Source organism: Salinispira sp. (assembly GCF_059431795.1).
This window is the reverse complement of sequence record NZ_JBXWXS010000006.1, coordinates 1-25619: the sequence shown is the minus strand read 5'-3', so window position 1 is coordinate 25619 and position 25619 is coordinate 1. Positions and strand designations below refer to the sequence as shown.

Below are 25619 nucleotides of genomic sequence, written 5' to 3'. Positions count from 1 at the left end.
GAAGAGGGTACACTCAGGGTTGGGGCAGTGGGGAATGTCGTACATGGAAACCTCCGGTTGGCAGTTGATACTCTACTAACCGGAGGTTTCAGCCTATCTGATTGCTTTCCACACTCTTTGGGGCATTATCAGATGGATACGTCATTTATAGATGATATTCACACGAACGGGAAAAAATTCGGTATATTCAGCTCCATATGCACCATTGGTCATCTTCTCGGCTGCACTGTTGTGGCCGAGGTGGTGGAAAGCGACGTACAGCTCGTCGGGTTATTGGAAACAGACTGTGATATCGCCCAGGGCTTCTGCTTTGCCAGGCCGGCACCGTTCAGCGAACTGGTTGCTCCTGGGTGAAGCCGGTGACCGGTGCGGAGGACGGATACAGGGTAATGGATTTCAGCATCTATCTTCAATCGAAATGGAAGCTCGATTCAAAAAGTCTTCATCCCCGGCTTCTTGGAGAGCTCAAAGAATATATCCGGTCCGGAATGCAAATTCTGGATCTGGGAGCCGGGAACGGCGCGATGCTAAACAGATTGTTCCGGGAGCTGGAGGATTGCGAGTATCATGCTCTGGATATGAATCCGGCCCTTCTGGAAGAAATTAATACCGCCAGCCTTCCCAAGCGAATGAAATTACAAACTGTTGCGGCCGATGCCCAGGAATTTCTGAACGAATGCTCAGCCGAAAGCTACGATGTAATCATTTCCCATATGTTCCTGGATCTGGTGAATATTCCTGAAATTATGCCCCAGATCCGTCGGAACCTGAAGCCGGGGGGCTGGGGATATTTCAGCATGGTGTACGACGGCAATAGCCGCTTTTTCCCTTCCCACCCCATGGACAGCCATGTTATGGGGCTGTATAACGGATCCATGAAAGATTCCCGGCGGGACGGCAGCCGCGCCGGACGTGAACTCCTCCAGTACTGCAGCAAGGATGCGGGCCTGGAAGTGCTGGATGCAGGAGCCTCGGACTGGATGATTGTTCCCCGTCAGGAGGGGTATGCGGATGGAGAATGGTATGTGCTCTCAAGCCTGCTTGAATTTTTCCATCAGGTTCTCTCGGAAAACGAAGGAAAGGCGGAGCTGGCTCCACATGGAGATGAATCCGGAACGGATATTGGTTCTTCCCGGACGCTCATGGACTGGCTTACGACCAGGCGTGCCCAGCTGGACGCCCATACTCTAGGTTTTGCAAACAGTCAGGTGGATCTTCTGGTGCGGCGTATATGATTGGACTGGCATACAGCCTGCTGGGTGATCTCTCCTCCTCCCTGCCGGTTTCATCGTTGTTTCAGAAAATATTAATGATTATCTATGCGCTGCCGGGTATTTTCCGCTTAACCCTGGATCTTCACCGCTTCGACAGGAAGATCCGTCGTCGGGGGCTTCGCCATGCCAGTAGTTGGCTGTATCATCGGTTTTACCGGGATCTTGACCTGCCTCTTGAGAGTAAACAGCTCCTTGAAGATTCCCCTTTACCCGTTCTTTTCCTTTCCAACCATCCGGGCATAGGGGATTCCCTGGGGCTTCTGAGCCGGATTCCGTCAGATAATTTGAAAATACTGGTGAAAAGCCGGCGCTTTTTCCGGATGATGCCCGGACTGAAAAATTATCTCATTCTGCTCAGCCCCCATAGCCGAAAACGGATACCCCAAATGCGGCAGGCGCGTAACCATCTGCGTTCCGGAGGAAGGCTGCTTATCTATCCTGCAGGGGAAATTGAGACAGACCCGGATCTGGACCCGCTTATGCTGGGAGGAGGCCGCCGGGATTGGAAACTTCCCGAACAACGGCTCTGGAGCAGGTTTCCCCGCCTGCTTCTTCAGGATTTTGCCCGCAGCGGAATGGAGATTTCCCTGCGCTGCTGCCGGGTATCATCGGTGTACCATGGCCGATACTTTCACCACCCCTTCGTGCGAAGCGCAGATACCCTGGATGACGCCCTGTCCCGGGCTGCTTTCTTATCCATTGTGTACCCCCGAAAGAACGAGGCACGCATGCGGCTCAGGGTTCACTCCGTCCTCTCACATCAGCCCGGCTGCGCGGAAGCCGCCCGTGTTCCCCCCTCGGGAAGGAAAGAATTTTCCCCCATTACCTGAAAATAGATGGAAATTTTGTATTTCAAAACCTAGAATACATGAGAGACGGGCGGCGGGCAGCCTCTGTCCCATCCGGTTTCCCGGAGATTCCCTCTGTCCGGAGGTAGCATGAATTTCGGCGGAATGAAAACCAGTGTGAGGTTCTATCTAAAGCTTGCGTGGCTGAATCTTCTCAGACACAAGCGGCGTACCCTCATTACCTCCATCTCCATTGCCGCAGGTATTATGGCCTACGTGTATATGGATTCCATGGTGCTGGGCATGGTTCACGATAACAGTAATAATCTCATTTTATATGAAACCGCGAGCCTGCGCATTATTACCCGGGAGTTCTGGGAAGAACGGGATTTTTATCCGCTGAAGCATGCCCTGGATTCACCTGAAGCAATCATAGATACGCTGCAGGATGAGGGATATAATCCGGTGCCCAGAACCCGATTCGCCGCGGAAGTTCTGTATTATGAAGACCCGTATCCCGAAAGCGGAAGCAGGCGGATCATCGTCCATGGGGTGGATCCGGAAAGGGACGGGGAGGTTTTCCGGATCGACGACTCATTACGTTCAGGACAGTGGCTGTCGGATGACAGTCCCTCGGCGGTAATCGGTGCGGGGGTAGCACGGAAAAGCGGAGCCCGTGTGGGATACCCCCTGCTCATCCGGACCCGTACCCGGGACGGTGCATTCCAGACACTTGAAGTGATTATCACTGGGATTGTGGATACTCCCAATCCTGTGGTGGATCTTTCTTCGGTATTTATACCCATCTCAGTGGCAGACAGAGTGCTGAACATGAACGGTGGAGTAACCGACCTGAACCTCTACTATCCGCCGACAAGGGATCCGGAGGAATTACAGCAGCAGCTGGAAGGGCTGCTCCCACCGGGTCTAACAGCCCGTACATGGAAGGAGATGGAACCGGCTGTGAGCGAATTCGATACCATCGCCCGGAACGAAACCAAAGCTTTCACCTTCTTTATTTTTCTGGTGGCCCTGGTGGGGATTTCCAATACCATGCTGAACGCGGTGTATGATCGTTTCCGTGAGATCGGAATGCTCCGTGCCATGGGGATGGAAGACAGGTCCATCCTCATACTCCTTACCCTTGAGGCGGGAGGAATCGGTGTGCTTGGAGCCATCATTGGAATTATTCTGAGCATTCCTCTGGTGTGGCAGCTGGTCGCCTGGGGGTTGGATTTTTCCGCCTTCATGCCTGCAGATTTAAATTTCGGGTTCAGGACCGACATGCATTTTATGGGCATGTGGAATTTTTCCACCATGCTTTTGGCAGCACTGTTTGGTATAAGCGTTTCCGCACTGGTTGCCCTCATACCCGGACGAAGGGCTGTGAAGAGATCGGTTGTTGACTGTCTTCGCTCAGAATAGGGGCTCAGAATAGAGTGATCTTTCAGATCATCAAGGGAGAACATGGGAGTATGAAACTTTCAATAATGGCGTTGCGCAATCTGGGGCGAAACAGACGAAGATCCCTGCTCTCTGCCATATCCATCGGGGTTACCGCCATCGCATTTCTTTTAGTGCTGGGAATAACCGAATGGATGAAGTCTGATATCCGGGAAAATATTACCACCTATATATCCGGGGATGTACGGATCAGACACATGGAGTTTCAGGAAGACGAGAGCATCCATCCGTTGCGTTACAGTCTTTCACCAGGGGATGAGCTTGTGAGCGCAGTTCGCAATATCCCCGGGGTTCTTGCGGTGAGCCCTCGGATACATCTGGGCAGTGTGGTGTACCGGGACGGGAAGACCATTCCCGCCCGGGGGACTGCAGTGGATTTTCAGTTTGAAGAGACGTTTCAGGCACTCAGTTCACATATTATCAGAGGGGAGTTACCCCGGCCGGGGAGTAAAGATGCCCTGTTTTCCCAAAGTCTGGCGGACAAACTGGAGCTTGAATTAGACGATTCCATAACACTGCTGTTGAGAACCAAACGGGGTGCCAGCAATGCGGTTACCCTGACAGTCCGGGGAATTGCCGATTTCAGCGATGCTGCAGCAAACAGCATGAGTTTCTTCGCCTCATTGCCCCTCATGCAGAGAATCCTTCGCAGCAGCAATGAACTCATGGAGATCCTGGTGCAGTCCGGGAGAGGAGTTGAAAGTACTGAGCTGGCGGGCCGGATATCCCGGGAGCTTGAACAGGCGGGCTTTACTACCGAGCAGTTCAGCATACGGCCCTGGCAGGAAATCTCCCAGCTGTGGTCGATTATGCGGATGGCGGAAATCAGCTACGGCGTCCTGGCCCTCATTCTCTTTTTGCTGGGCAGTACCGTAATTATCAACACCACCATTATGACCATTCACGAGCGCTCACGGGAGATCGGAATGCTGGGTGCTTTAGGAATGGAGCCGGGACAGATCGTCCGCCTGTTTTTTCTGGAAGCCAGCTTTCTGGGGATCATAGGTGCCGCCGCAGGGGTACTGCTGGGCTTTATGCTGGGAATACCCCTGGAACAACACGGTATTCCCATGTATGACTCAATCCTCCAGGATGCGGGGGTGCGGGAGCTTTCGGGAAGAATGTTTGTAAAGGTGACCCCGTATTCGGCGCTCATTACATTTCTATCGGCCTCGCTTGTGGCCTCCCTCTCAAGTTATCTTCCCGCACGAAAGGTAAGCAAAATTCTTCCCGTGGAAGCCCTGCGGGTGAATCAATAATATCTTATACTGTAGGTATAGGCATTCTGAAAATTGCAAGAAGGCAGCGAAACTATGAGCATTAAAATCAAAAGCATTCTGTTATCTGTGGTGGCTCCGGTACTTCTTATTCTTCTTTTATCGGGAGTTCTTCTTGTTGTTCAGTTTCAAACGGATATGAACAAGGAGCAGGAAATACTTCTGTCTGGAGCCCGGAATATTCAAAACGAAATCCAGCTTGAGATTTCCGAGAGCTTCGAAATTCTTAGAAACATCTCCCTCAATCCTGTGACTGCCCGGGTTATGGAGCGTATGGCCGATGTTCCCCAGGGGCTGGACAACGATGATTTTCAGGTTTTGGAAGAGTTCTCCACGGTTCGGGAATTACTGGGCCTCAGCGTGGAGGGCACCCGTACCGACCTGGCGTATATTGCCTCCCCTGGGTCGGGGGGAATCATCCTGGGTGCAGATGTTCAAATTGGTGCAGGCTTCGATGTACGGGGCCGGGATTATTACCAGGGGGCAATGGGAAATCCGGGAACTACGGTTATTTCCAGCCCCAGGATTTCCGCCGAGGAAAGTGCCGAGCCTATTATCGTCATAACCGCTGCCAGGAGCGTGGAAAACAGCCAAGGACGAACCGTGGGAGTAGTGGCGGTAAATTACCGCCTCAATGGAATTATCGAAATTATCCGGGAATATATGGAAGAATATAATGTGAGCATCACGTTTTTCGACAGCAGCTCGAGAAATTTGCTGTGGAACAGGACTCTGGAGGGCAGCTACTTCTTCGACCCTGACAATACTATTAGTCTGCAGGACTGGGTCGAGGAATTAGGTGTTGATCAGGTGGATGAAACAACTGTGGCACTGGCCAACAGCGATGAATTCTACCTTGAAGGGGAGACCTATCTGGGTCCATCCCTGATCCAGACGGTATCCGTGGGTGAAACCCGCTGGTCTTTGGCAGTGGTTCAAGCCCGCTCTAAGGTGGTAGGCGAGGTATTGGGCTCTCTGGTTACCCCCATAGCGGTTTTCGTGCTGATTTTTATTTCAGCCCAAATTGTGGTGTTCCTCCTGTATATGCGGCTGATGGTAACACCCATGCTGCGCCTTGGAAGCCGGCTGGAGGTGCTTTCCCAGGCGGATGCGGATTTGACAGTGAAGATCAGACAGGGAAGTAACGATGAGATCGGCAAGGTTGCATTGAGTTTCAACACCTTTGTTGAGAAGCTGCGCTATTTAATGGTTGAAGTGAAAACGGTTATCCAGCGTACATCCGATATCCGCTCGAATATTGCCTCCAATACGGAAGAAACCACCTCGGCTATTGAAGAGATCAACGCAAATCTTAAATCCATAGACGGGCAACTTTCCTTGCTTGACCAGGAGATAAGTGACAACGCAACTGCAATTGAACAGATTACCCAGAATATCTCCTCAATGGATGAGCAGATTATCAATCAGTCGGCCATGGTTGAGGAGTCCACCTCAGCCATCACCGAAATGATGGCTTCGTTGAATAGTGTGAACAATGTTGCCCAGACCAAGCGGGAAACCACCCAGGAGCTTGCTGCCGTGGCCGCCGAAGGGAAGGATGTTATTGAGGAAACCTCGGCGAATTTCAAAATGGTGGTTCAGCAGATCGACCAGATACAGGAAATGGCCTCCGCCATAAATGACATTGCCTCCCAGACTAATCTTTTATCTATGAATGCTGCCATTGAAGCCGCCCACGCCGGTGACTCGGGGCGGGGGTTTGCGGTAGTTGCCGAAGAGATTAGAAAGCTTGCCGAATCTGCCGGACAGTCTTCCCAAACCATCAGCCAGCTGATATCCGATATCACCAAATCTGTTCAGGATACAGATGAGCACGTGGAGCGTACCACGGTCGCTTTTGAGCGGATCAGCAGTGAGGTGAACCAGACGGTTGAGGCCTTCACAGAGATTGAACAATCTGTGGCTGAGTTGAATATCGGCGGACAGCAGATTCTCGAATCGTCACAGCCGTTTAACGATGTTACGGTGCATATTAAACACGGCTCTACCGAAATTACCTCAGGCACCGAGGCCATGCTCGAGTCCGCGGGGAAAATACGGGATATATCCGGCAGGGTGAGTACGGGAATGAATGAGTCCAGCTCAGGTGCAGGGGAGATTGTACAGTCTATGCAAATGATGGTGAAACTTTCCCATGAACTGAGTAGTATCGTGGATCAGCTTACCGATAACTTCAGCCGCTTTAAAACCGACTCCGGTGATAATGAAGAAGAATAAATACCCGGGGAGCCGGGGAGCCCCGGTTCCCCGGGGTTTATTCAAGTGCCGGTTCAGCGGGGTTGATTCGAGCCCCGGGTCAGTGGAGCTGATTCAAGCCCCGGGTCAGCGGGGTTGATCCCGGGAGAGAAGATGGTGAATTGCCTGCTCTTTTTTTTCCACTGCGTCCTTGAGATGTCGTATACGGGGAGGGGCCGCCCGCAGGCTGCAATCCCGGCTGCTTAGCGGGCATCTTTCACACGTTTCATGCACCTGCTCATCGGGAATGGAGGGATCCAGGGCGAATGGGAAAAACTGCCGTTGTTCACCGTCCATCTGGATTCCCAGGGTCATTACCGAAAGCTTCCCTTCCTCTAGAGAGAGAGGTCTTGCTACACTGAGCAGTAGATACTCCCTGTTCCCCTCCATAAAACGTACCCTCTGGGCACCGGCCAGGGGCAGTTCATCCGGAGCTCCACCCCCGCGAATCTGATTCATGAGTCTGAGCGGAAGCCATCTACGGCAGAAATGTTCATGCAGATGCAGCCCGTAGGGGATCATATCATCGGTCATGTTCAATTCCTTGGTGAGATGCACCCGGGGACCATCTACTTTTCCGGTGAAGCGCAAATAGAAAATTTTCGACACGCCATGTTCCCCGGGCAGTATTTGACTCATCCGGTAGAGAAACATTTCCGGAGTCACATCTTCCTTTTCCAGAGGATTTCTCAGAATCGACGGGTTCCATCGGCTATGACGGCGCATGGTTTCGATGTATCCGGACATTGTTGAGCGGGGCAGCAGTACTGCTCCGGCAAAATAGGATGCAATAAAGTTATTCACCAGCTGGTCGAAGGAGCTAACCTGAATCCAGCTGGAGGTAAAGGGCCGGGTCTTGAGTTCCAGATTGAGGAAGGCGAGTTCCCGTAACAGTATAAAGCGCTTCTGGGATTCCAGCAGTCGGGAATTCAGGTAAAGCAGGGGCGGGGCTCCTTCCCGGTATACCGAGCGGAATTTTGCCAGTTCCGGATCTTGGTTCAGGGATTCCCAATCCAGTTCATATCCGTGCATGGTTTCCAGAAGCCGGGCCAGAACCTGAGATCCGGGGCTGCCGCTGCCATCGCCTCCCATTTCGGTGGATGCTTCTTTCAGCGAGTCCCGGTATAGCTCTGCCTGGGATTCCTGTTCCGGAAAATAATTGTTCTGTCTGCTTTGGTAGGTTCTCAATGCGGCGAAGAGAAAGTTCTCCAAGCTCATATCGTAGGCTTGGCTGATCTGAATGAAGGTGCTCAAAAAAGCCTGGGCATGTTCCGGTTTATTGCCGAACAGTTGGAGAATGTCTCTGGTGGAGACCCCGAATAATCCGAAGGGAAATTCACGCACCAGGGGGGAGTTCATCAGGTTTGCCAGGGGGTCCAGATCCTCCTGCACCCGTGCAGAAACCAGGTCATCAAAAGAAATATTCAGAGCCCGGGCCAGTTGAATGAGCTTTTCCGGTTTCGGATATTTCTTTCCCGATTCAATTTCGCTGATGTACGATACCGCCAAACCTGAGAGTTTAGCCAGCCGCTGCAGAGAGAGCCCCTGCTGCTGCCGGTAATGCTTTATTTTCAGCCCCAGAATGAGTTTCAGGTTTTCCCCGCTAATATGTTGATCCATGCATATAATTCTACACCATTTTCATAAGGAATATCAAATAAAATCCACTTGTAGCGAAATTTCGCTTGAAAAGTATATTTCGCAGTATATAATATGAGTAAAACACTCATAGTACTCCATATGGGTCGGCAGCTTGGGGGAGACAGCGGAGTTCAGGTGTACAAGGAGGTTTTATGCCTACATCTATAGTGCGGGGTGAAGCCCCGGTGTTCCGCCGGGCCGCCCTGGAAGCGTACCCGGATATTTTCACCGCACAGGCCAGGAAGGTGCTGAGTGCAATGACGGCGTTCGAAATTCGGCGCAGGAAATTAATGAACCTGCGAATGGAACGCCGGCGAAACAGGTTTCAGCGGGGAGCTCATGCCAGTTCGCCGGTATTCCGTCTGCCGGAAGAACAGATCGGCTCCAGCGGGCTGAAAGTGGGAGATGCCCGGGAAGGAAAGTTTCGAGGATCACAGATTCCCCACGATCTGCGCCGCCAATGGGTACAGGGAACCGGACCTGCAGCCCGTCCCAGGGAGGATGAACTCCAGGGATTGCGGAATGTTGCCTATGCCCTGCTTTCCGGAGCCGATGGCTGGATGTTTGACGGAGAGGATGCTTTGGGGCAGCGGGGGTTTATGTCCCTGGATAACCAACGAAACCTTAAGCTGGCAATTCAGCGGGATCCACGGTTTTTGGAAACCGCCGAACAGGTATCATTGGAGATGAACCGCTGGTCCCGGGAGTTTTTTGGAAGGAAGATTATCCAGAACTGGAACACCGCCATCAATTTTACCACCAGAATATTCCGGGTCCGGGGACTTCATCTTGCAGACAGACATATGAGAAGCGCTGATGGGGAATTCTCCGGGGGGATCTGCGATGCGGTGCTCTATCTCGTACATAACCACCGGACGTTGCTGCGGGAGAACCGGAGCCTGGTGCTCTATCTGCCCAAGATCCAAACTGCCGAAGAGGCTTTGCTGTGGAATGACATTCTGGATGCAATTGAGGATCAGCTGGAGCTGCCCCGGGATTCGGTAAAGGTGTACGTGCTGGTAGAACAGCTGGAAGCCGCCTTTCAGCTCATGGAGATCCGGGCTGTTTTAGGAGGCCATTTTGTGGGATTCAATACCGGACGCTGGGATTATATCAATTCAGTGTCCGATGCTCTGGCAGGGAATCCTGACTTTCTCAACCCCAATATCGAATCTGTCACCATGACATATCCCTATATGGCCGGGTATGAGGACAGGGTCCGCCGGGCGGTGAACACGCCCGATACGGAGGGCAACTACGCCCTCTGGCAGGGGGGTATGGAACCCAATATACCGGTTGGCGATCCTGAAGCGGTATCCCGGGGAATGGAAAAAGCCCTTGCCGGAGCCCGGAGAGAACAGATGGCCGGTGCCAGCGGCAAATGGGTGGCCCATTGGAAGATGGTCCATGTTATACGCCCGGTCTGGGAGGAAGCGGGGGAAGATCATCAAATGGGCAGGAGCTTCGCTCCTCTGAGCTATGACCAGCTCTCCGCTGAGAAACTGCTGCGGCTGGAAGCGGCTCCCCGCACCCTGAGAGGGACGAGAAATCTGGTGAGTGTGGCCATGCAATATGGTAATGCCTTTGCTCAAGGATATCAGGCTGCAGCCCTGAAACCTGCCGAGGACTTCGGGGACCGGTCGGTTCTGTATCTGATGGAAGATGCTGCGACCGGCGAAATACGGATGAGCATTCTCTGGGAATGGATTCACAAGCATGCCAGGTTCACCCGGCGAGATGAACATGGAAGGGTACAGCGGGGAGATGCGGTGGACGCATCCCTTGTACGGAGCATTATAGACCAGGAGTTTGAACGGCTTCAGCAGGCGGATCCGAAAGACGTACACCAGGAATCCAAATCCAGCACCCTTCCGGTGGTTCGAAAGATTATGCTCCGATATCTGGAATCGGAGCGGAAGGTGCCCTGGTATATCGATCTTTTAAATATCTGTCTTCATGTCGAAGACCCCGTAAAGGCAGACAAGCTCCTGGATCTTTACCTGGGAGAGTTGGAGGAAAACCGCAGATATACGGCGAATCCGGAGCTGGAAGAATGGGCCATGGCAGGAGAAACAGAGATTTCAATGGGAGAAAGCAATGAATAAACAAAAAAATGGCACCCGAAAGAATGAGAACAATACCCGACAGAATGACGGACAATTCCGGGAAGAAATCCTTGAGCTGGAAGAATATATGAATGATCCCCGCTTCCAGGAGATTATCAGACTCTACTCAGCCTTCCAGGTCTGGCAGCAGCGGGGCAGCATAGAAACCTCGTACCCTGTGGCAGGGAATGCGGCTCGGGGATTTTACACCCTGCTTCGCCGCAAATTCCAACGTGGCGAATCAATCACCACCTTCGGACCCTATTCCCCGGGACAGGCGGTGGCCATGAAACGCAAGGGCATCCCTGCCATTTATCTCGGCGGCTGGGCCACCTCCGCCAAGGGAGCTGAAGACGAAGATCCGGGAGCCGACCTTGCCGCCTATCCATTGAGCCGGGTTCCCCGGGAAGCGGCGGCCATTGTTCGAGCGCTCCTCAGTGCAGATAAAAATCAGCGCTACGCCCGCTCTCTCCGGATGGGGAAGGACGGGCAAAACCGGCCCGGCGGGACCGAGGGGACAGAAAACGTGGATTTCAGTCCCTATATTATTGCGGATGCGGATACCGGGCACGGGGGGGACGCCCATGTGAGAAATCTGATCCGTCGCTTTGTGGAGGCGGGTGTTCCCGGCTATCACATTGAAGATCAGCGCCCGGGGACCAAAAAATGCGGCCATCAGGGCGGTAAGGTTCTGGTGTCGGTGGAGGAACAGATTAAACGGCTGAATGCCGCCCGTTTTCAGCTGGATGTAATGGGAGTTCCGGGCATCATTGTAGCCCGCAGCGATGCAGAAGCTGCCACGCTGCTGGATAACAACAAAGACGGACGGGATCACCCCTTCATTCTGGGGGCGGTGAACACCGAGATTCCTCCCTACGCGGACTGCTATGTTGCCCTCATGAGCGAACTCTATTGTCTGGGCCTCCGGGATGTGCTGGGGCACCGGCTCTACGCCCTTAGTAATGAAGAGCTGGCCCGGGCCCGTTCCTGGCTCGATGCATCCGGAGTTCTCTCCAGGGCTGATGATATGATCAGGGAGCATACCCGGGAGGCCGGGAAGGGGGCAGCCATTGGTGAAATGAGCAACACAGAAATTATACCCGGCAGCGATGAACTCTTTGACCGCATACTGGATATATTCGTGGAACGCTGGGAAACGGAAGGGGGGCTGAAAACCTATCCGGAAGCAGTCCGGGATTGTATCCGGTCGCGGAATGCAGAGATGGAAAATGGCGGAATGAGCGAAGAAGAGTGGATGAAGTATGCCGGGGCGGTATCTCTTCAGCAGGCCCACAGCAAAGCCCGGGAGATAGGAGTGGACTGTCCCTGGGATTGTGAAAAGGCCCGGACCACAGAAGGCTACTACCAGGTACGGGGGGGCATTGACTATGCGGTGCGAAAATCCCTGGCTGTGGCTCCCTTCGCTGATATATTGTGGATGGAAACCAAGACGGCGAATCTTGAAGATGCCAGACGCTTTGCAGATGCCATCCATGAGCGCTACCCCGGGAAAATGCTTGCCTATAACCTGTCCCCTTCGTTCAACTGGGATACCACAGGGATGAGCGATGAGCAAATGCGGGATTTCCCCCGGGAAATCGCTAAGCTTGGATTTGTGTTTAATTTCATCACCTACGGCGGACACCAGATAGACGGACTTGCCGGGGAAGATTTTTCCACCGCGCTCATGGAGGATGGCATGCTGGGACTTGCCAGGCTTCAGCGCAAGTTCCGTCTCCTTAATTCGCCCTATACCACGCCCCAGACCCTGGTGGGGGGGCCGAGATTAGATGGGGCTCTTGCTGCCTCCAGCGGACGGACCGCTACCACGAAGGCCATGGGTAAGGGATCAACCCAGTTTCAGCATTTAAAGCATACCGAACTTCCTTTGAATGTGCTTGACTCCTGGCTGGCCCAGTGGTGCACAATTCACCGGTATTCTCACAGTCTGCTATGCAGGCTCAGACCCATGCAGTCGGGCAGCGAAATCCTGCAGCTGAGGGTGGAAAACGAAAATGAAGAGCTGGTAGCAGATGTGGTGTTCAGCAACATGCAGGACCGCCAGGGCAAATATATTCTGGTGGTGAGGGACCAGAATACATACCATACCTCACTGCGGAGAAAGCGACTGATGACCGTCATGCAACTCTATCTGATCAGCCGCTACTCAAGCCATAAGGTGCATTATGTTACCCCCAACGATCTGAACCGTATTCAGACCGAAAAGATGAAAGCCATGGGAATCTACGATGAATTAAAGGAAGAGATCGGGGATATTATCGTAAGCAGGGTGGACAGGGATTTTGTCCATAAAATGGTCCTGGATCCGGGAGAGCACTCCGGGAATGATCAAGACTCCGGGGAAGATCAAGGAAGCCATGGGAATGGACCATTAATCCTTTCGGAAATTCTGGATGCCCGGCTGACCGCCGGCTGAATTGCAAGTTTTTGCTGTCGGCTTCGGGGTTGGTGGACTATACTTGTAGGAAGGAACGGATGCTCATTTCAAGCAGAACTGTGAGAATCCGTAATTTGGAGCAGGTAATGATCCACATTCCCTCCCGTGGCCGGCAGATTGTGGCTGTCGCCCTGTGCATACTTCTCTATCTCTGTATCTCCTCCCCAGCACATTCCCAAACTGCAGAAGAGCCCAGGGTAATTCAGGTGTACATCCTCCTGAACAGCAATGCTTCTGCCGCCTGGAAGGAAAACTTTAGCCATGAATTTCTCGCCGCCGCTCTACATGTGAGAGAGTATCGGATCAGGGTAATGCAAATGCATCTGGATCTGCCTTCTCCCGATGATGATCAGGAGCCGATACTATCCTACATGCGCTGGCAGTTTGAGAAGAGCCCCCCCGGATGTAATAATTCCCGTTTTCAGCAGCATGGCCGAATTCGTTGTCGCCCATTCGGAACAGATTTTTGGGAAGAGTATCATCGGGGATGGCGCGCCCGGCGACCCGCTGCAATTTCCCCGGCCATCCATCCTGTTCCTGGGGCCCGACAGACAACTTGTCTCCAGCCTTCTGGAAGTCCCCAATTCGCTGGTGTTTCCCGCCGCCCGTCCCCAGGCCATTCAGGAAACCCTCGACCTAATATATCAGCTGCTTCCGGATACCGGGAAGATTGTGATTATCAACGGCGCGGAAGAGAGTTCCAGGCTGATCGGGGACGACATATTGCTGATTGCCAGAAACCGCTATCCCCGGATTCCCGCAGAAAGCTGGACGGGCTTAAGTGAAAACGAGATGTACGGGCGAATTACCAGACAGCCGAGAGGTACGGTCCTTTTCTATAACACCATGATCAGCGATTCTTACGGAAACCGTTACGTAAACTATCACCTGGTGAGAAGGATTGCAGATTTTTCTCCCTTTCCCGTATTCTCATATTATGACGGGGTGTTCGGCAGGGGAATTGTCGGTGGACAGATGGTGAGTGCAGAGTTAACGGCAAAAAAAATGTTGAATGCCATGCTCGCCATGAATCGGAATGTGGCCGGGGAAGCTGATCCGGCCGGCGAAGCTGATGTGGCCGGCGAAGCTTATATGGTTGGAGAAGCGGAAAAAGGGTATCTTTCCGGGGTCCTTCTGGATGATCGACAGTTGAAGCGCTGGGCAATTCCCGCTCACCGCATTCCTCCCGATAGTGTAATCCTGTATCAGGAACACAGCATTCTCAGGGATTACCGCTACCAGGTTATCGGAGCCGGGGCGGTGTTTATTGTGCTCCTCCTATTCGCCCTAGGACTCTATATTAACAGGCGGCGCCTGCGGATCACCAAGGATTCCCTTCAGGTGGCCCTTTCTCAACTGAAATCGATCAGCCGAAGCCTTCCCGGGGCCATGGTGTTCCAGTTGATATCGGATGGGGACGGAAACATGCGGGTCAACTTTGTTTCCGATTCGGTGAGACAGCTGTACAATTTCGGCCTGAAAGAGCTGCAGGACAGACCTGAACTGATGTATGAAAACATACATCCGGATGACCTCCCCGGTCTGCTTCAGGCGGAAAAAGACGCCGCCCGCAACATGAGCGTCATGTCACGGGAAATTAGAATCCGAAATTCAGATGGAAGCTACCGCTGGTCGGCCCTTGTGAGCACCCCCACCGCGCTGCCCGGGGGAAGGATCCGCTGGGATGGTCTTGAGTTCATTATCACCGAGCGAAAAAAAGCTGAAGAGGCACTCAGCCGCTCTCTGGAAGAAAAAAATGTTCTTATACGGGAACTGTATCACCGGACCAAAAACACCCTTCAGCAAATCCGTTCCCTCATAACCCTGCAGGCGGAAACCTATCCGGAGAATCCGGATCTGAACTCCATGGTGAAAGAGACGGAAACCCGCATTCAAAGCATTGCTCTGGTTCAGCAAATGCTCTATTCCAGCGGAGATCTTTCCCATGTTTCGGCACGGGAGTACATTCCCGAGCTCTGCAATACCGTGCTGAGAAGTTATAGCCAGGAGGCCGGCCGAATAAAACTGGTCTATGACCTGGACGATGTTCATCTTCTCTTCGATGAACTGATTCCCCTGGGGCTGATCATTAACGAACTTCTCACTAATGCCTGCAAGTATGCGTTTCCGCCTCCACGGCAGGGGATTGTCCAGGTGCAATTAACATATTCCGGGGCCGAAACGGTGGTTCTCCAGCTACGGGACAACGGTTTAGGTGTAGGTTCCGGATTTTCACCGGATTCCGATTCCGGTCTGGGACTGGCCCTTGTGCAGAGCATAGGGGAGGGACAGCTTGGGGGAATTATCAGATATGAATTCAGCGAAGGTTTCGGGGTGAATATTGAATTTCCCATCAATGAATACGAAACACGAGTTTAATATATTGCAGATTCATTGGTAATGCATAGACTTAAGGTGTTGTGATATTTGGAAAGCGAAAAAACTTAAGAATGCAAAATATCTACGTAATTCTTTTTTGGGCGGTTGTAATCACCGTTCAGTCTCTAACAGGAATTCTTTCAATTGTCCTGGATGCAGTTATTCCGGCAATTCTTATGCTTATTTTGGTTTTTACAGACCTTATGCTGCTTCGCATATTGTATAAGAGATCCGCTCCGGTACGTTTGCGCCATCGCAGCAGTTTTATGCTAGGAAGCGTGGGATTACTGATTTGCTGGTTTGCAGCAACTGGGTCGCAGCCAGCTGTTGAAGCGCTGGTTGTCTTGCTTTTAGTGAATAGTCTTATAATTCCTCTCCTGTATTTTGCTGATTATCCCGGCGGATATTCCGTAATATTCGCCTTCTTCTCAATTGCAGCTCTATTCATTCGCCATGCCGCTGCTCCGGAACCATTGACTGCCCCGGTGCTTCATGTAATCGCCGCAGCAGGGTTGTTGATCTCCTCCCTCGTGTTTTTCTTTCACTGGATTTTTTTCCGCCGTCATCAGGTGCAGTATCGAAAAACTGCAATTCTGGCCAGTCTTGCAAATCGGGATATTGTTCATATACATGAAAAATTGAACGGTCATACGGATCTGGGGAGATCCATTGAGGATGAAACAGCGGATGTATTCAGAATCACCCGGAATACCTACAGCAAGCTGGAAGGAATGATAGATCTTCTAAGCATGCTGAATCTCTACACAGTGGAGAGTGCGGATATTCAGGAACAGCTGGAAAATAAGCGGGACATGCTCAATGAATCCATAGTTGAGCAGAATGGAAATATCCGAAACTCTGCAGGAATAATACGCACACTTAGCTCGGATATCAGCACAGTTACAGAAGACTTTGACGGAAAACGTCGAAAGCTTGTCCAGCTGGAAGAAAAAGGGACAGAGGGAGAGCTGGTGTTCAGGGAGGTACAGGAATCAAATCAGCGTTTTGAAGAAAGTTCGAAAAAAATGTTTGAAATGATTTCCATAATCGATGATATTGCCGATCGGACGCATTTGCTGGCAATCAATTCGGCGATTGAAGCGGCGGGAGCCGGAGAAGCGGGAGCAGGTTTCGCCGTCCTGGCCGGCGAGATCCGCCAACTTGCCCAGGAAGCCCAGCAGAACACCGTTAGAATTCGTGAGGCGGTAAATGAAAACATGGAAACCATCCAAAAAAACATTGCCAATAATGAACGAGCTCAAACCACTCTTTCAGAAATTGTACAGACCATTCTTCAGGTTCGTCAAACCCTGGAAGAAGGTGTTCAGACACTCAAAGGGGTAAGCTCTTCCGCCGGGGAAATGGAGGACGATTTTTCCCGGATTCTTGATCGTTCCAAACAAGTCGATTCCTCCCTCCAGGAAATGGAGAAGGCTATCTCTTCCGAAGTAATGAAAACCCGGGAGATTACCGGGTTGAGCGGAAAAATTGATGAAGATATTGCTGAAGTTATCCAACAGACTGAATCAATGGAGGGACGCATCAATATACTCAGGGATTCAGGAACGCTCAACCAGGCCACCATAGCCGATATACGCCGTTATCTGTTCGATGCTCAAAGAAAAATCCAGTCTGAGCTTCGGGATGCAAAAAATCCTCCGGGATATATAACCTATTTGCATACATTGTTGCGGGAGGCAATGAGACCCGAGGAAGTGGAGCTGGAGGAACTGAATAATCCGGATGATCAATAACGGTTGCCTTTCCTGATTTTGCATTCTGCAGCCGTATGAATAATACTTTAAAAAGAGTTTATGCCGGTATTCAATGGGGCAGTTGGAACGTCCATTTAAATTTCGGCGATGGAGGAGCGATGTATGTCGGATATCAAGCAGGCAAACCGTGAAAATGATGATGAAATGTTTCTGGTGGATGATGAGGATGACACCACCCAACAGAACAAGTATCTTCTTTTTCAGCTGGGTGATGAAGCGTATGGGCTGAACATCATGACTGTGACGGACATTATCGAACTTCAAAAGATCACGAAAGTACCCGATCTGCCTGCTTTTATCCGCGGGGTCATTAACCTTCGGGGTAGAATTATCCCGGTAATGGATTTACGCATCCGATTCAATATGTCCGAGCGGGAATATGACGACAGGACCTGCATTATCATTGTAGGGCTGGATCAGGGATCAATCGGATTTATTGTAGATACGGTGAATGAGGTTCAGGACATTATTGAAAAGAATATCGATCCCCCCCCTTCCTTTAAATCGGGAAATGTCCGGGAACGCTATATTCAGGGATTGGGCAAGGTTCAGGATCAGGTGAAAATACTTCTTGATGTGGAAAAGGTCGTGGGAAACGAGGAACTTCTCGATGCAGAGCAGTACGAAAACATCGATGTCTGAGTTGATCAGCGACTGCAGAGTGGTGTTTGGCAGCAGCGTCCAGGTTGACGGAAATTTTCTCTCTATTCTTAATTCCTCCAGGTTGAAAAAAGCATACCGTCGTCGGGTCAAAGACCGGCATCCGGATTCTCCCTCAGGAAGCAGCGAGTCATTTATCTGTCTGCGCAGCTCATATGAACGGATTTTAGAGTATTTGAATAATGGAACCGGTAAAACATTCAACGATGCCACCTCAAGCAGTCCCTCCGAAGAGATGAGCATTCCCCCAGTGGAGCTTCCCCTGGGTCAGTTTCTCCTCTACAGCGGCCGTATCCAATGGAAGCAATTAGTGGAAGCACTCTGCTGGCGTAGAAAAAGCACCGGTCCCATCGGTAAATATTTTCTCAACCAGGGTCTTATGACTCCCGGGGAACTCAACGATCTTCTCATGCGTCAATACCGGCATAACAGTAAATACCGCAAAGGCGGCAGACATCCATGACCCGAATAATACCCATAGCCAGCGGAAAAGGGGGAGTGGGCAAGACTCTTATTTCTGCCTCCCTTGGACATCTCATAGCCGCTAAAGGATATACTGTTGTGCTCGTGGATCTGGATCTGGGAGGTGCCAACCTCCACAGCTGTGTGGGAGTTCCCAATAATAATCCGGGCATCGGAAGCTACATCAATGGAGGGGTCAGCAAGCTTGAAGATCTCATTGTTGCCACCGAGTATTCCCGGCTGTATTTTATTCCCGGAGATCAGATGATTCCCGGTGCAGCCAATTTGCCCTATTACCGCAAGGTCAATATCATCAGGGATCTGGGCAGGCTGGTGGCTGACTATGTCATTCTGGATCTGGGAGCAGGAGCATCCTATAATACGGTGGATTTTTTCCTTGCTTCGCCCAGAGGAATTGTGGTTACCAGCGCAGAACCCACCGCAATTCTCAACGCCTACGGTTTTGTGAAGGCGGCCTGTTACCGACTCATACTCAGGGCCTTTCCCCGGAAGAGCCCCCAGCGGCAGCGGGTGCATGAGTACCTTAGCTCCCGCATAGAAGGTTCTCAGCTGAGCTTTAACGGACTTCTCAGAGAGCTGGGCAGTATTTCCACCGAATCGGAAAAGCACGCCCGGGAACTGATGGACGGGCTGGGATATCGGGTGATAATCAATATGGGGCGCTCGGGTGACGACATCGACCTGGGGGCCCGTCTTCGGCAGGTCACCCGGAAGAATGTGGGGATCAGTCTTGAATACATAGGCTATGTACCCCGCTATGAAGACAGCTACAAAGCCATCCTTTCCAAAAAACCCCTGAGCGTGTATGCCCCCGAAAGTCCTGCGTCGGTGAGCCTGGGACATATCGCCGGTAGAATTATCAAAGGCAACGACCTGGCACAGCCTGGTCTCTACGACGCCGATGAAGATCTTGACGGCTTAAAGGATGAACTTGAGCAAATCGCCGCAACCCCATGAAGGATAACCTGAACCGTCGTTCAGTTTGAAATTTCATTATTCATACATAATACTTTGAATATGGCTAAACAGAGAATTTAGATAGAAAAAATGCCCAGGAATTGATGTATGGTGATAATCGCGTTGAGCTCAGTTTTATTTCTCTCCAATGTACTTCTTCTGTTATTCCACCAGATCGTGCTTCTGCTTATTCCTGCTACCTTGAGCCTTTTGCTGGTAATCGCTGCTTTCAGGGAACGGGTTAGGGCTTCCCGGCCCAATCATAATCCCCGTCCTTCAGTGGAATCCGCTTCTCTTCCAGAATCTCAGAAGGGGGACAAGCCCGGTTTGCCTCAGGAGTCTGCCGGGCGTACTTCGGCTGATAACACGGGGCTCAATAATTCACTGCAATCATTCCCGGTTCACAATGGGAATACATTATCAGTTGAACAGGTACCGGCCATTGATACGTCTGGGGAGAGAAACCGGGAGACCCGCCAGGAGTTCCGCATTCTTTCCCGTCTCCTGGAGATTACCGCTGAATCGACCCGAAATCTTGCAAGCCTCATGGATACTTCATCTGAAGGGTCCACGGCGTCGGCAATTGAACAGGTATTTACCATCGCGGATCAAAGCCACGATGTGAGCCGGAATATCGGCGAACTGCTCATGAATATCAACACCGGGGATCACAGCCTGGAGAGAGATATACAGGACTTAGGCGATGAACTGGCGTTGAGCGACCAGCTCTCCGGCGAGTTCCGCCAGATCCAGAACAATCTCCAGCAGATTGTACGGGATATGGAGGAGACCCGAAAAACCGTGAACGGTTTCGGCAGCGAGATGAATGAGATTGCCGAGCAGACCAATATTCTGGCCATTAATACGGCGATAGAAGCCGCACGGGCCGGGGAAGCTGGCCGGGGTTTTGCGGTGATTGCATCGGAAATTCAAAAACTTGCGGGAACCAGCCAGGAGTTTGTGGGAAAACTGAATACTCTGATGGTTACATCTGTGAAGGAATCCGGTGCCGGTCTCCACCGTCAAAATGAAGTAATTCAAAGTTCAATGGAACGAATGGAAAAAAATCAGGATCGGCTCCACAAAATGATCGAGTCCCTGAACAGTCAGAACCAGAGAGTTCAGGAGGGGGTGGGGCTCATCCAGGGTTTGTCCGATACAGTTACCACTTCTCTCGACTCCATTATTCGGGACCTCCAGTACCAGGATGCAGGCTCCCAGATTCTCAGTCATATTGTGGCCATTGTAGGGATGTTCAAAAATGAGCTTGAGACAAGTGTGTCCAAAATCAACGGGAGTCAGGAATCCCGCAGGTCTCCCGCGGATAAAGAAATGGAGAAGAACATGGAAGAGCGAATTCGTAGGTTCAATTCAATGATTGCATCCCTTCTTACCGTGAAGGAGGAGTATTCTGTTTTGGGCCTCGAGTTTCACGAAGACGGGGAAGAGAAGAACGACCCTGAATTGAGCGGGAATGTGACCCTGTTCTGAAAAGATAAACATCAAAGTAAAAGACCATCTTTCAAAACTGAATTTTGAAAGATGCTCCGATAACGGGTCGAAATCATAAACCTTTTACAAGAAGAGAATTATGATTTCTAAAAGTCTTGGCAATTTCCAAAATCGTTACTTTTTGAAATTGCCTTAGGAGAATGAGTAATGACAGTTGTATGTGTTGATGATTCAGCCACTATTCGAATGCTGGTGAAAAAAACTCTCGAGAAAAACGGGTATCTGGTCCGGGACGCCCTGGACGGTCAGGATGCATTGGACAAGCTCAACGAAGATCCGGATGCAGATCTCTTTATTGTGGATGTGAATATGCCCAACATGGACGGGTTTACATTCGTGGAGGAAATAAAAAAGGATGAACGTTTTTCGTCCAAGCCCGTGATTTTTCTTACAACCGAAGCAGGGGCTGAAAAAAAACAGGCCGGGAAAGAGTTGGGCGTTAACGGATGGATGGTGAAACCTTTTGAAGAGCAATCCCTGCTAAAGATTATACAGATGTTTTCCACCTCCTGATCTACGAAGGAGGGCCATGGTGCATGGACCGCCCGTAGGCGGAGAGAAATCTGGTTTTCGGTTCATCCATTTGAATGACCCGGGAGAGAGTAAGTAATGATGAGTCCCAAAGAGCTTCGAGAACAGTTGAAAGATTTTGATCCCGGTGATCTGCTTGCCGGGGCGGAGATTGTGGAGTGTGTAAATACCATCGATCCTGACACCCCCGGGAGCAGCACGGTGAATATGCTCAGGGACCAAATCATACTTCTTGCAACCGGCAGGTCTGAAAATCCCCGGGAGCTGAAAGACCGCCTTCTCCGCCAATTGGAAGGGGGCGGGAAAGAAGTCTCATCGAATTCCCCGAAAGAGGATGCCCGAAAAACGAGTGCCCCCAAAAAGGATGTGAACAAAAATTCTGGTTCTTCAGTTGCCCCCCCAACGGATGGAGGCTCAGGATCTGATGCCGGAGCGTCCTCGGTGGACATGGATGTTTTGGCATCTTTTCTGGCTGAGGGTAGGAATCATCTGGATGACATTGAAGAACGAATTCTCAGTTTCGAAAAAAGCGGTGATCTTGCCATTGTGGAGGAAATATTCCGGGCTATGCACACCATTAAAGGGGTTTCCTCGTTTCTTGACTTACCCCGTATTCAGCAGCTCTCCCACAGCATGGAGTATCTGCTTGAGGATTTACGTTTGGGAAAAATATCCATGGATGCGGACTTGGCGGATCTTTTACTTGAGGGAACCGACCTCCTTAGCGCTCAACTGGATGAAATTCAGACCTGGTATGATTCACAGCAGGGGAAAAAGGTAAAAACCATTCCCGGCAGCACCATCCCTGTGGATGACATTATCGCCAGGTTGGAAAGACGCCGGGGGGGAGAGAATCAGCAGGGGGCAGGGAGCGGATCCGCTTCCCGGGAGGCCTCGGAGAGTTTCCCGGATGTACCGTTCAGAATATTCACCCCGGGACCACCGGTAATTCCCGAAGGTTATGGAGAGCTTTTTGACGACCGGATGCTCAACGGATTCATTGAAGAAAGCATTGAACTCCTTGACCGGGTTGAAGCCGCCCTTCTCAATCTGGAACCTGGGGCAGACGCCTCGGACTCCATTGATGAAGCGTTCCGTGCCATTCATACGGTAAAGGGAAATGCGGGATTCTTCCAGTATGCGGATGTTGAAACTCTTTGCATGGATTTGGAAAGCTTCCTGGATACCTTCCGAAACGGCAGTAAACCTCCGGACCAGGATCAAATCTCAGTGATATTTAAAACCGTGGATGCAATCCGGAGCGGGCTGGTTCTCCCCGGGGAAGAGGTGAGCGAAGAGTCCAACAACGGAGAATCCGGAGGTGGAAAATCCGGGAACAAGAAAAAAAGCGCTGACGCAGATCCGGGGAATGGGTCCAAATCCGGGTCAGATCCGGGCGGCATCTCCAACGGGACAGCAGTTGGTGAAAACCCGTCGGAACATGGTTCCCAGTTCCAGCAGGCAAATATCGAACTGGGGCAGATTCTTGTTGATATGAAACTTGTCGGGCAGGAACAGGTGGAAGAAGCCCTTCAGCAGCAGGATATGAAGGTGGGGGAGATCCTTGTTCAGAAGGGCCTGGTGAAGGAATCAGATATCTCCGCTGCCCTCGCACGGCAGGGGAAACAAGCCGCCGCACAACAGGTCTCCAAGGGGAAAAAACATGTCCGGCAGGATATCCGGGTGGATACACAACGGCTGGATAGGTTGTTCAATTTGGTGGGTGAGTTGATCACCGCCGAGTCCATGGTTCTTCACAATCAGGATCTGGAAGGTTTGAACCTTGAGAATTTTACCCGGGCAGCGGGTTCGCTGAACAAGATCACCCGGGAAATTCAAGAATTGACCATGTCCATACGGATGATACCCCTGGACGGATTGTTCAATAAAATGCGCCGCCTGGTTCGGGACCTGAGCAGAAAATTTTCCAAGGACATTCAGCTTCATATTAGCGGAGAAGATACAGAAATGGACCGGAATGTGATCGATGAAATTTCCGATCCTCTGGTTCATATCATTCGTAATGCAATTGATCACGGTATTGAGACAAAAGCCGAACGGCGAAGCGCCGGAAAGAATGCCGCCGGAAGTCTTACTCTCTCGGCCCGGTATGAAGGTAACGAAATTTGGATCTCAATACGGGACGACGGAAAGGGGCTGAACCGGCACAAGATTCTGGACAAAGCGCTGGAAAAAGGAATTATTTCCAGTCAGGAAGCCGATTTTCATGATGAAGAGGTTTTTAATCTGATATTTGAACCCGGGTTCTCAACCGCCGCACGGCTTTCGGAAGTTTCCGGAAGAGGTGTGGGAATGGATGTGGTAAAAAAGAATATTGAGAAACTCAGGGGGAAGGTGAGTATAAGCTCAGTGGAAGGGCAGGGTACGGAGTTCATTCTGAAGATTCCTCTGACCCTGGCGATTATCGACGCCATAGTATTTACCGTTCAGGACTCCCTATTTTCCCTTCCCCTCACCGATATTATTGAATTTCATAACCAACGGCGTTCTGAGCTGGTGCAGACGGAAACCGGGCGCTATGTGCTGAATATCCGCAATGAACTGTTCCCCGTGGTGGATCTCAACGCATTTTACGGGCTGGAAGATTCTTCCCAGGAGACGGGGGGCGGTAAGCTAGATGAAGGGATCATGATCATCACCCAGGCTCACCAACAGAAAATTGCCATCCGGGTGGACGCCATCATGGGGAATTATCAGCTGGTCCTGAAAGCACTGCCGGAATATATGGGAGATGTTCGGGCTGTTTCCGGCTGCAGCATTATGGGAAGCGGAGAAGTCTGTTTAATTATCGACAGTGGGGCACTGATGAAAGCTATACTTGAATAGGGAGGTTCGCTTTTTTGGGCGGAATCGTAAGCATTCAAAAACATGAGTTTCAGGAAATCTCTTCCATGGTGTATAGCAATTTCGGGATTCATCTTACGGAAAAGAAGATGAGTCTGGTGCAGGGGCGGCTGAATAAGGTGCTCCGGGAAAAGGGGTACGACAGCTTCTCCCGCTATTTTCAGGACATTAAAACTGATGACACGGGCATGATGCTGATCGAACTCATAGATAAAATTTCCACCAACCACACCTATTTTTTCCGGGAAACCGGACATTTTGAACTGCTTCACTCCCATATTCTGAATGATATTGATACCAGGTTTCTCAAGGGAGATCCGGGGGAGTACCGAATGTGGTGTGCAGGATGTGCAACCGGAGAAGAGGCATATACCCTGGCAATGGTGCTCCGGGAACATTTTCCCGGCCTTCCGGAAAAACTCCGGCATCCACTGATTCTCGCCACCGATATCAGCACCAAAGCCCTGGGCGCAGCCATCAGGGGAAGATACGAGAAGAAAAAGCTGGACATGGTTCCCAATCATCTTGTGAGCAAGTATTTCACCCTCCTCCAGGACGGCGGATACATGGTGAAGGACAGCCTGAAAAACCTCATTCTCTTTAAGCGGCTTAACTTCATAGATGATAAATTTCCGTTTAAGCGGCGCTTCCATGTGATCTTCTGCCGAAATGTGATGATTTACTTCGATCAGGAGACCCGGCAGAAGCTGGTGGAAAAATTTCACGATGTTCTTGTTTCCCGGGGATATCTCTGCATCGGTCACAGTGAATCTATAACCCGAACCAACACCGAGTTTGAATTTATCGCACCGGCAGCCTACCAGCGGAGGATGTAGAATGAGCAGGATCCGAGTTTTAGTGGTGGATGACTCCGCCATGGCCCGACAGATTATTGAGAAAGGACTCTCCTCGGACCCAGACATTGAAATTGTGGGAACCGCTGCGGATGTGTACCAGGCCCGGGACTTGATTGTGTACCGGGAGCCCGACGTGATCACCCTGGATGTGGAGATGCCCAAAATGGATGGGGTGGAATTCCTTCGCCGCTTCATGCCCCAAAAGCCCGTACCCGTTGTGATGGTCTCCGCCATGACAGGCCCCGGAGCGCAAATTACCCTGGAGGCTCTGGAATACGGTGCGGTGGATTTTGTTCTTAAACCCTCAACCTCATTCGGTGTGGGACTGAAGGAGATG

Annotated in this window: 19 protein-coding genes; 18 read left to right on the top strand and 1 reads right to left on the bottom strand. The window is 51.2% G+C overall.

Going from position 1 to position 25619, the window contains the following annotated elements:
- The 6 genes from AC52PS_RS02865 to AC52PS_RS02840 all read left to right on the top strand — a co-directional run.
- Positions 1–354: EAL domain-containing protein (locus AC52PS_RS02865; protein WP_495561526.1), on the top strand; the 354-nt coding region annotated here is incomplete at its 5' end.
- A 35-nt stretch (positions 355–389) separates the two neighbouring features.
- On the top strand, positions 390–1235 hold the full coding sequence (locus AC52PS_RS02860) for a methyltransferase domain-containing protein (protein ID WP_495561525.1): 846 nt from the start codon (positions 390–392) through the stop codon (positions 1233–1235).
- Positions 1232–2104 carry a lysophospholipid acyltransferase family protein gene (locus tag AC52PS_RS02855; RefSeq protein WP_495561524.1) on the top strand — a complete coding sequence of 291 codons (873 nt, stop codon included), beginning with the start codon at positions 1232–1234 and terminating at the stop codon, positions 2102–2104. The genes AC52PS_RS02860 and AC52PS_RS02855 overlap by 4 nt, the downstream gene beginning before the upstream one ends.
- A 108-nt stretch (positions 2105–2212) precedes the next feature.
- Positions 2213–3487: an ABC transporter permease gene (locus tag AC52PS_RS02850; RefSeq protein WP_495561523.1), complete on the top strand. Its 1275-nt coding sequence runs from the start codon at positions 2213–2215 to the stop codon at positions 3485–3487.
- A gap of 50 nt (positions 3488–3537) precedes the next feature.
- Positions 3538–4785, top strand: a complete 1248-nt coding sequence (locus AC52PS_RS02845; protein WP_495561522.1) for an ABC transporter permease — start codon at positions 3538–3540, stop codon at positions 4783–4785.
- Positions 4786–4839: 54 nt separating this feature from the next.
- Entirely contained in the window at positions 4840–7041 is a 2202-nt protein-coding gene (locus AC52PS_RS02840) for a methyl-accepting chemotaxis protein (protein WP_495561521.1), read from the top strand.
- Between the two features lie 105 nt (positions 7042–7146).
- Here AC52PS_RS02840 and AC52PS_RS02835 read toward each other — a convergent pair whose 3' ends face one another.
- On the bottom strand, positions 7147–8679 hold the full coding sequence (locus AC52PS_RS02835; RefSeq protein ID WP_495561520.1) for a helix-turn-helix domain-containing protein: 1533 nt from the start codon (positions 8677–8679) through the stop codon (positions 7147–7149).
- Positions 8680–8852: 173 nt separating this feature from the next.
- On the opposite strand from AC52PS_RS02835, the gene AC52PS_RS02830 reads away from it, so the two are divergent.
- The 12 genes from AC52PS_RS02830 to AC52PS_RS02775 form a co-directional block, all read left to right on the top strand.
- Complete coding sequence (locus tag AC52PS_RS02830; RefSeq protein ID WP_495561519.1) at positions 8853–10805, top strand: hypothetical protein; 1953 nt, start codon at positions 8853–8855, stop codon at positions 10803–10805.
- Entirely contained in the window at positions 10798–13242 is a 2445-nt protein-coding gene (locus AC52PS_RS02825) for an isocitrate lyase/phosphoenolpyruvate mutase family protein (RefSeq protein ID WP_495561518.1), read from the top strand. The genes AC52PS_RS02830 and AC52PS_RS02825 overlap by 8 nt, the downstream gene beginning before the upstream one ends.
- A gap of 450 nt (positions 13243–13692) precedes the next feature.
- Entirely contained in the window at positions 13693–15642 is a 1950-nt protein-coding gene (locus tag AC52PS_RS02820) for a histidine kinase dimerization/phosphoacceptor domain -containing protein (protein WP_495561517.1), read from the top strand.
- Between the two features lie 71 nt (positions 15643–15713).
- The gene (locus AC52PS_RS02815; protein WP_495561516.1) at positions 15714–17396 is read left to right on the top strand and encodes a methyl-accepting chemotaxis protein; all 1683 of its coding nucleotides are present in this window, start codon (positions 15714–15716) and stop codon (positions 17394–17396) included.
- A gap of 123 nt (positions 17397–17519) precedes the next feature.
- On the top strand, positions 17520–18059 hold the full coding sequence (locus AC52PS_RS02810; RefSeq protein WP_495561515.1) for a chemotaxis protein CheW: 540 nt from the start codon (positions 17520–17522) through the stop codon (positions 18057–18059).
- A complete protein-coding gene (locus AC52PS_RS02805; protein ID WP_495561514.1) occupies positions 18052–18540 on the top strand; it encodes a J domain-containing protein in 489 nt (162 codons plus the stop codon). The genes AC52PS_RS02810 and AC52PS_RS02805 overlap by 8 nt, the downstream gene beginning before the upstream one ends.
- Positions 18537–19517: a nucleotide-binding protein gene (locus AC52PS_RS02800; protein WP_495561513.1), complete on the top strand. Its 981-nt coding sequence runs from the start codon at positions 18537–18539 to the stop codon at positions 19515–19517. Before AC52PS_RS02805 ends, AC52PS_RS02800 begins: the two co-directional genes overlap by 4 nt.
- A gap of 108 nt (positions 19518–19625) precedes the next feature.
- Entirely contained in the window at positions 19626–21008 is a 1383-nt protein-coding gene (locus tag AC52PS_RS02795; RefSeq protein WP_495561512.1) for a methyl-accepting chemotaxis protein, read from the top strand.
- Between the two features lie 168 nt (positions 21009–21176).
- The gene (locus tag AC52PS_RS02790) at positions 21177–21542 is read left to right on the top strand and encodes a response regulator (protein WP_495561511.1); all 366 of its coding nucleotides are present in this window, start codon (positions 21177–21179) and stop codon (positions 21540–21542) included.
- 96 nt (positions 21543–21638) lie between these two features.
- Positions 21639–24407: a chemotaxis protein CheA gene (locus AC52PS_RS02785; protein WP_495561510.1), complete on the top strand. Its 2769-nt coding sequence runs from the start codon at positions 21639–21641 to the stop codon at positions 24405–24407.
- A gap of 14 nt (positions 24408–24421) precedes the next feature.
- The gene (locus AC52PS_RS02780; RefSeq protein ID WP_495561509.1) at positions 24422–25261 is read left to right on the top strand and encodes a CheR family methyltransferase; all 840 of its coding nucleotides are present in this window, start codon (positions 24422–24424) and stop codon (positions 25259–25261) included.
- A 1-nt stretch (position 25262) separates the two neighbouring features.
- Positions 25263–25619: response regulator (locus AC52PS_RS02775; RefSeq protein ID WP_495561508.1), on the top strand; the 357-nt coding region annotated here is incomplete at its 3' end.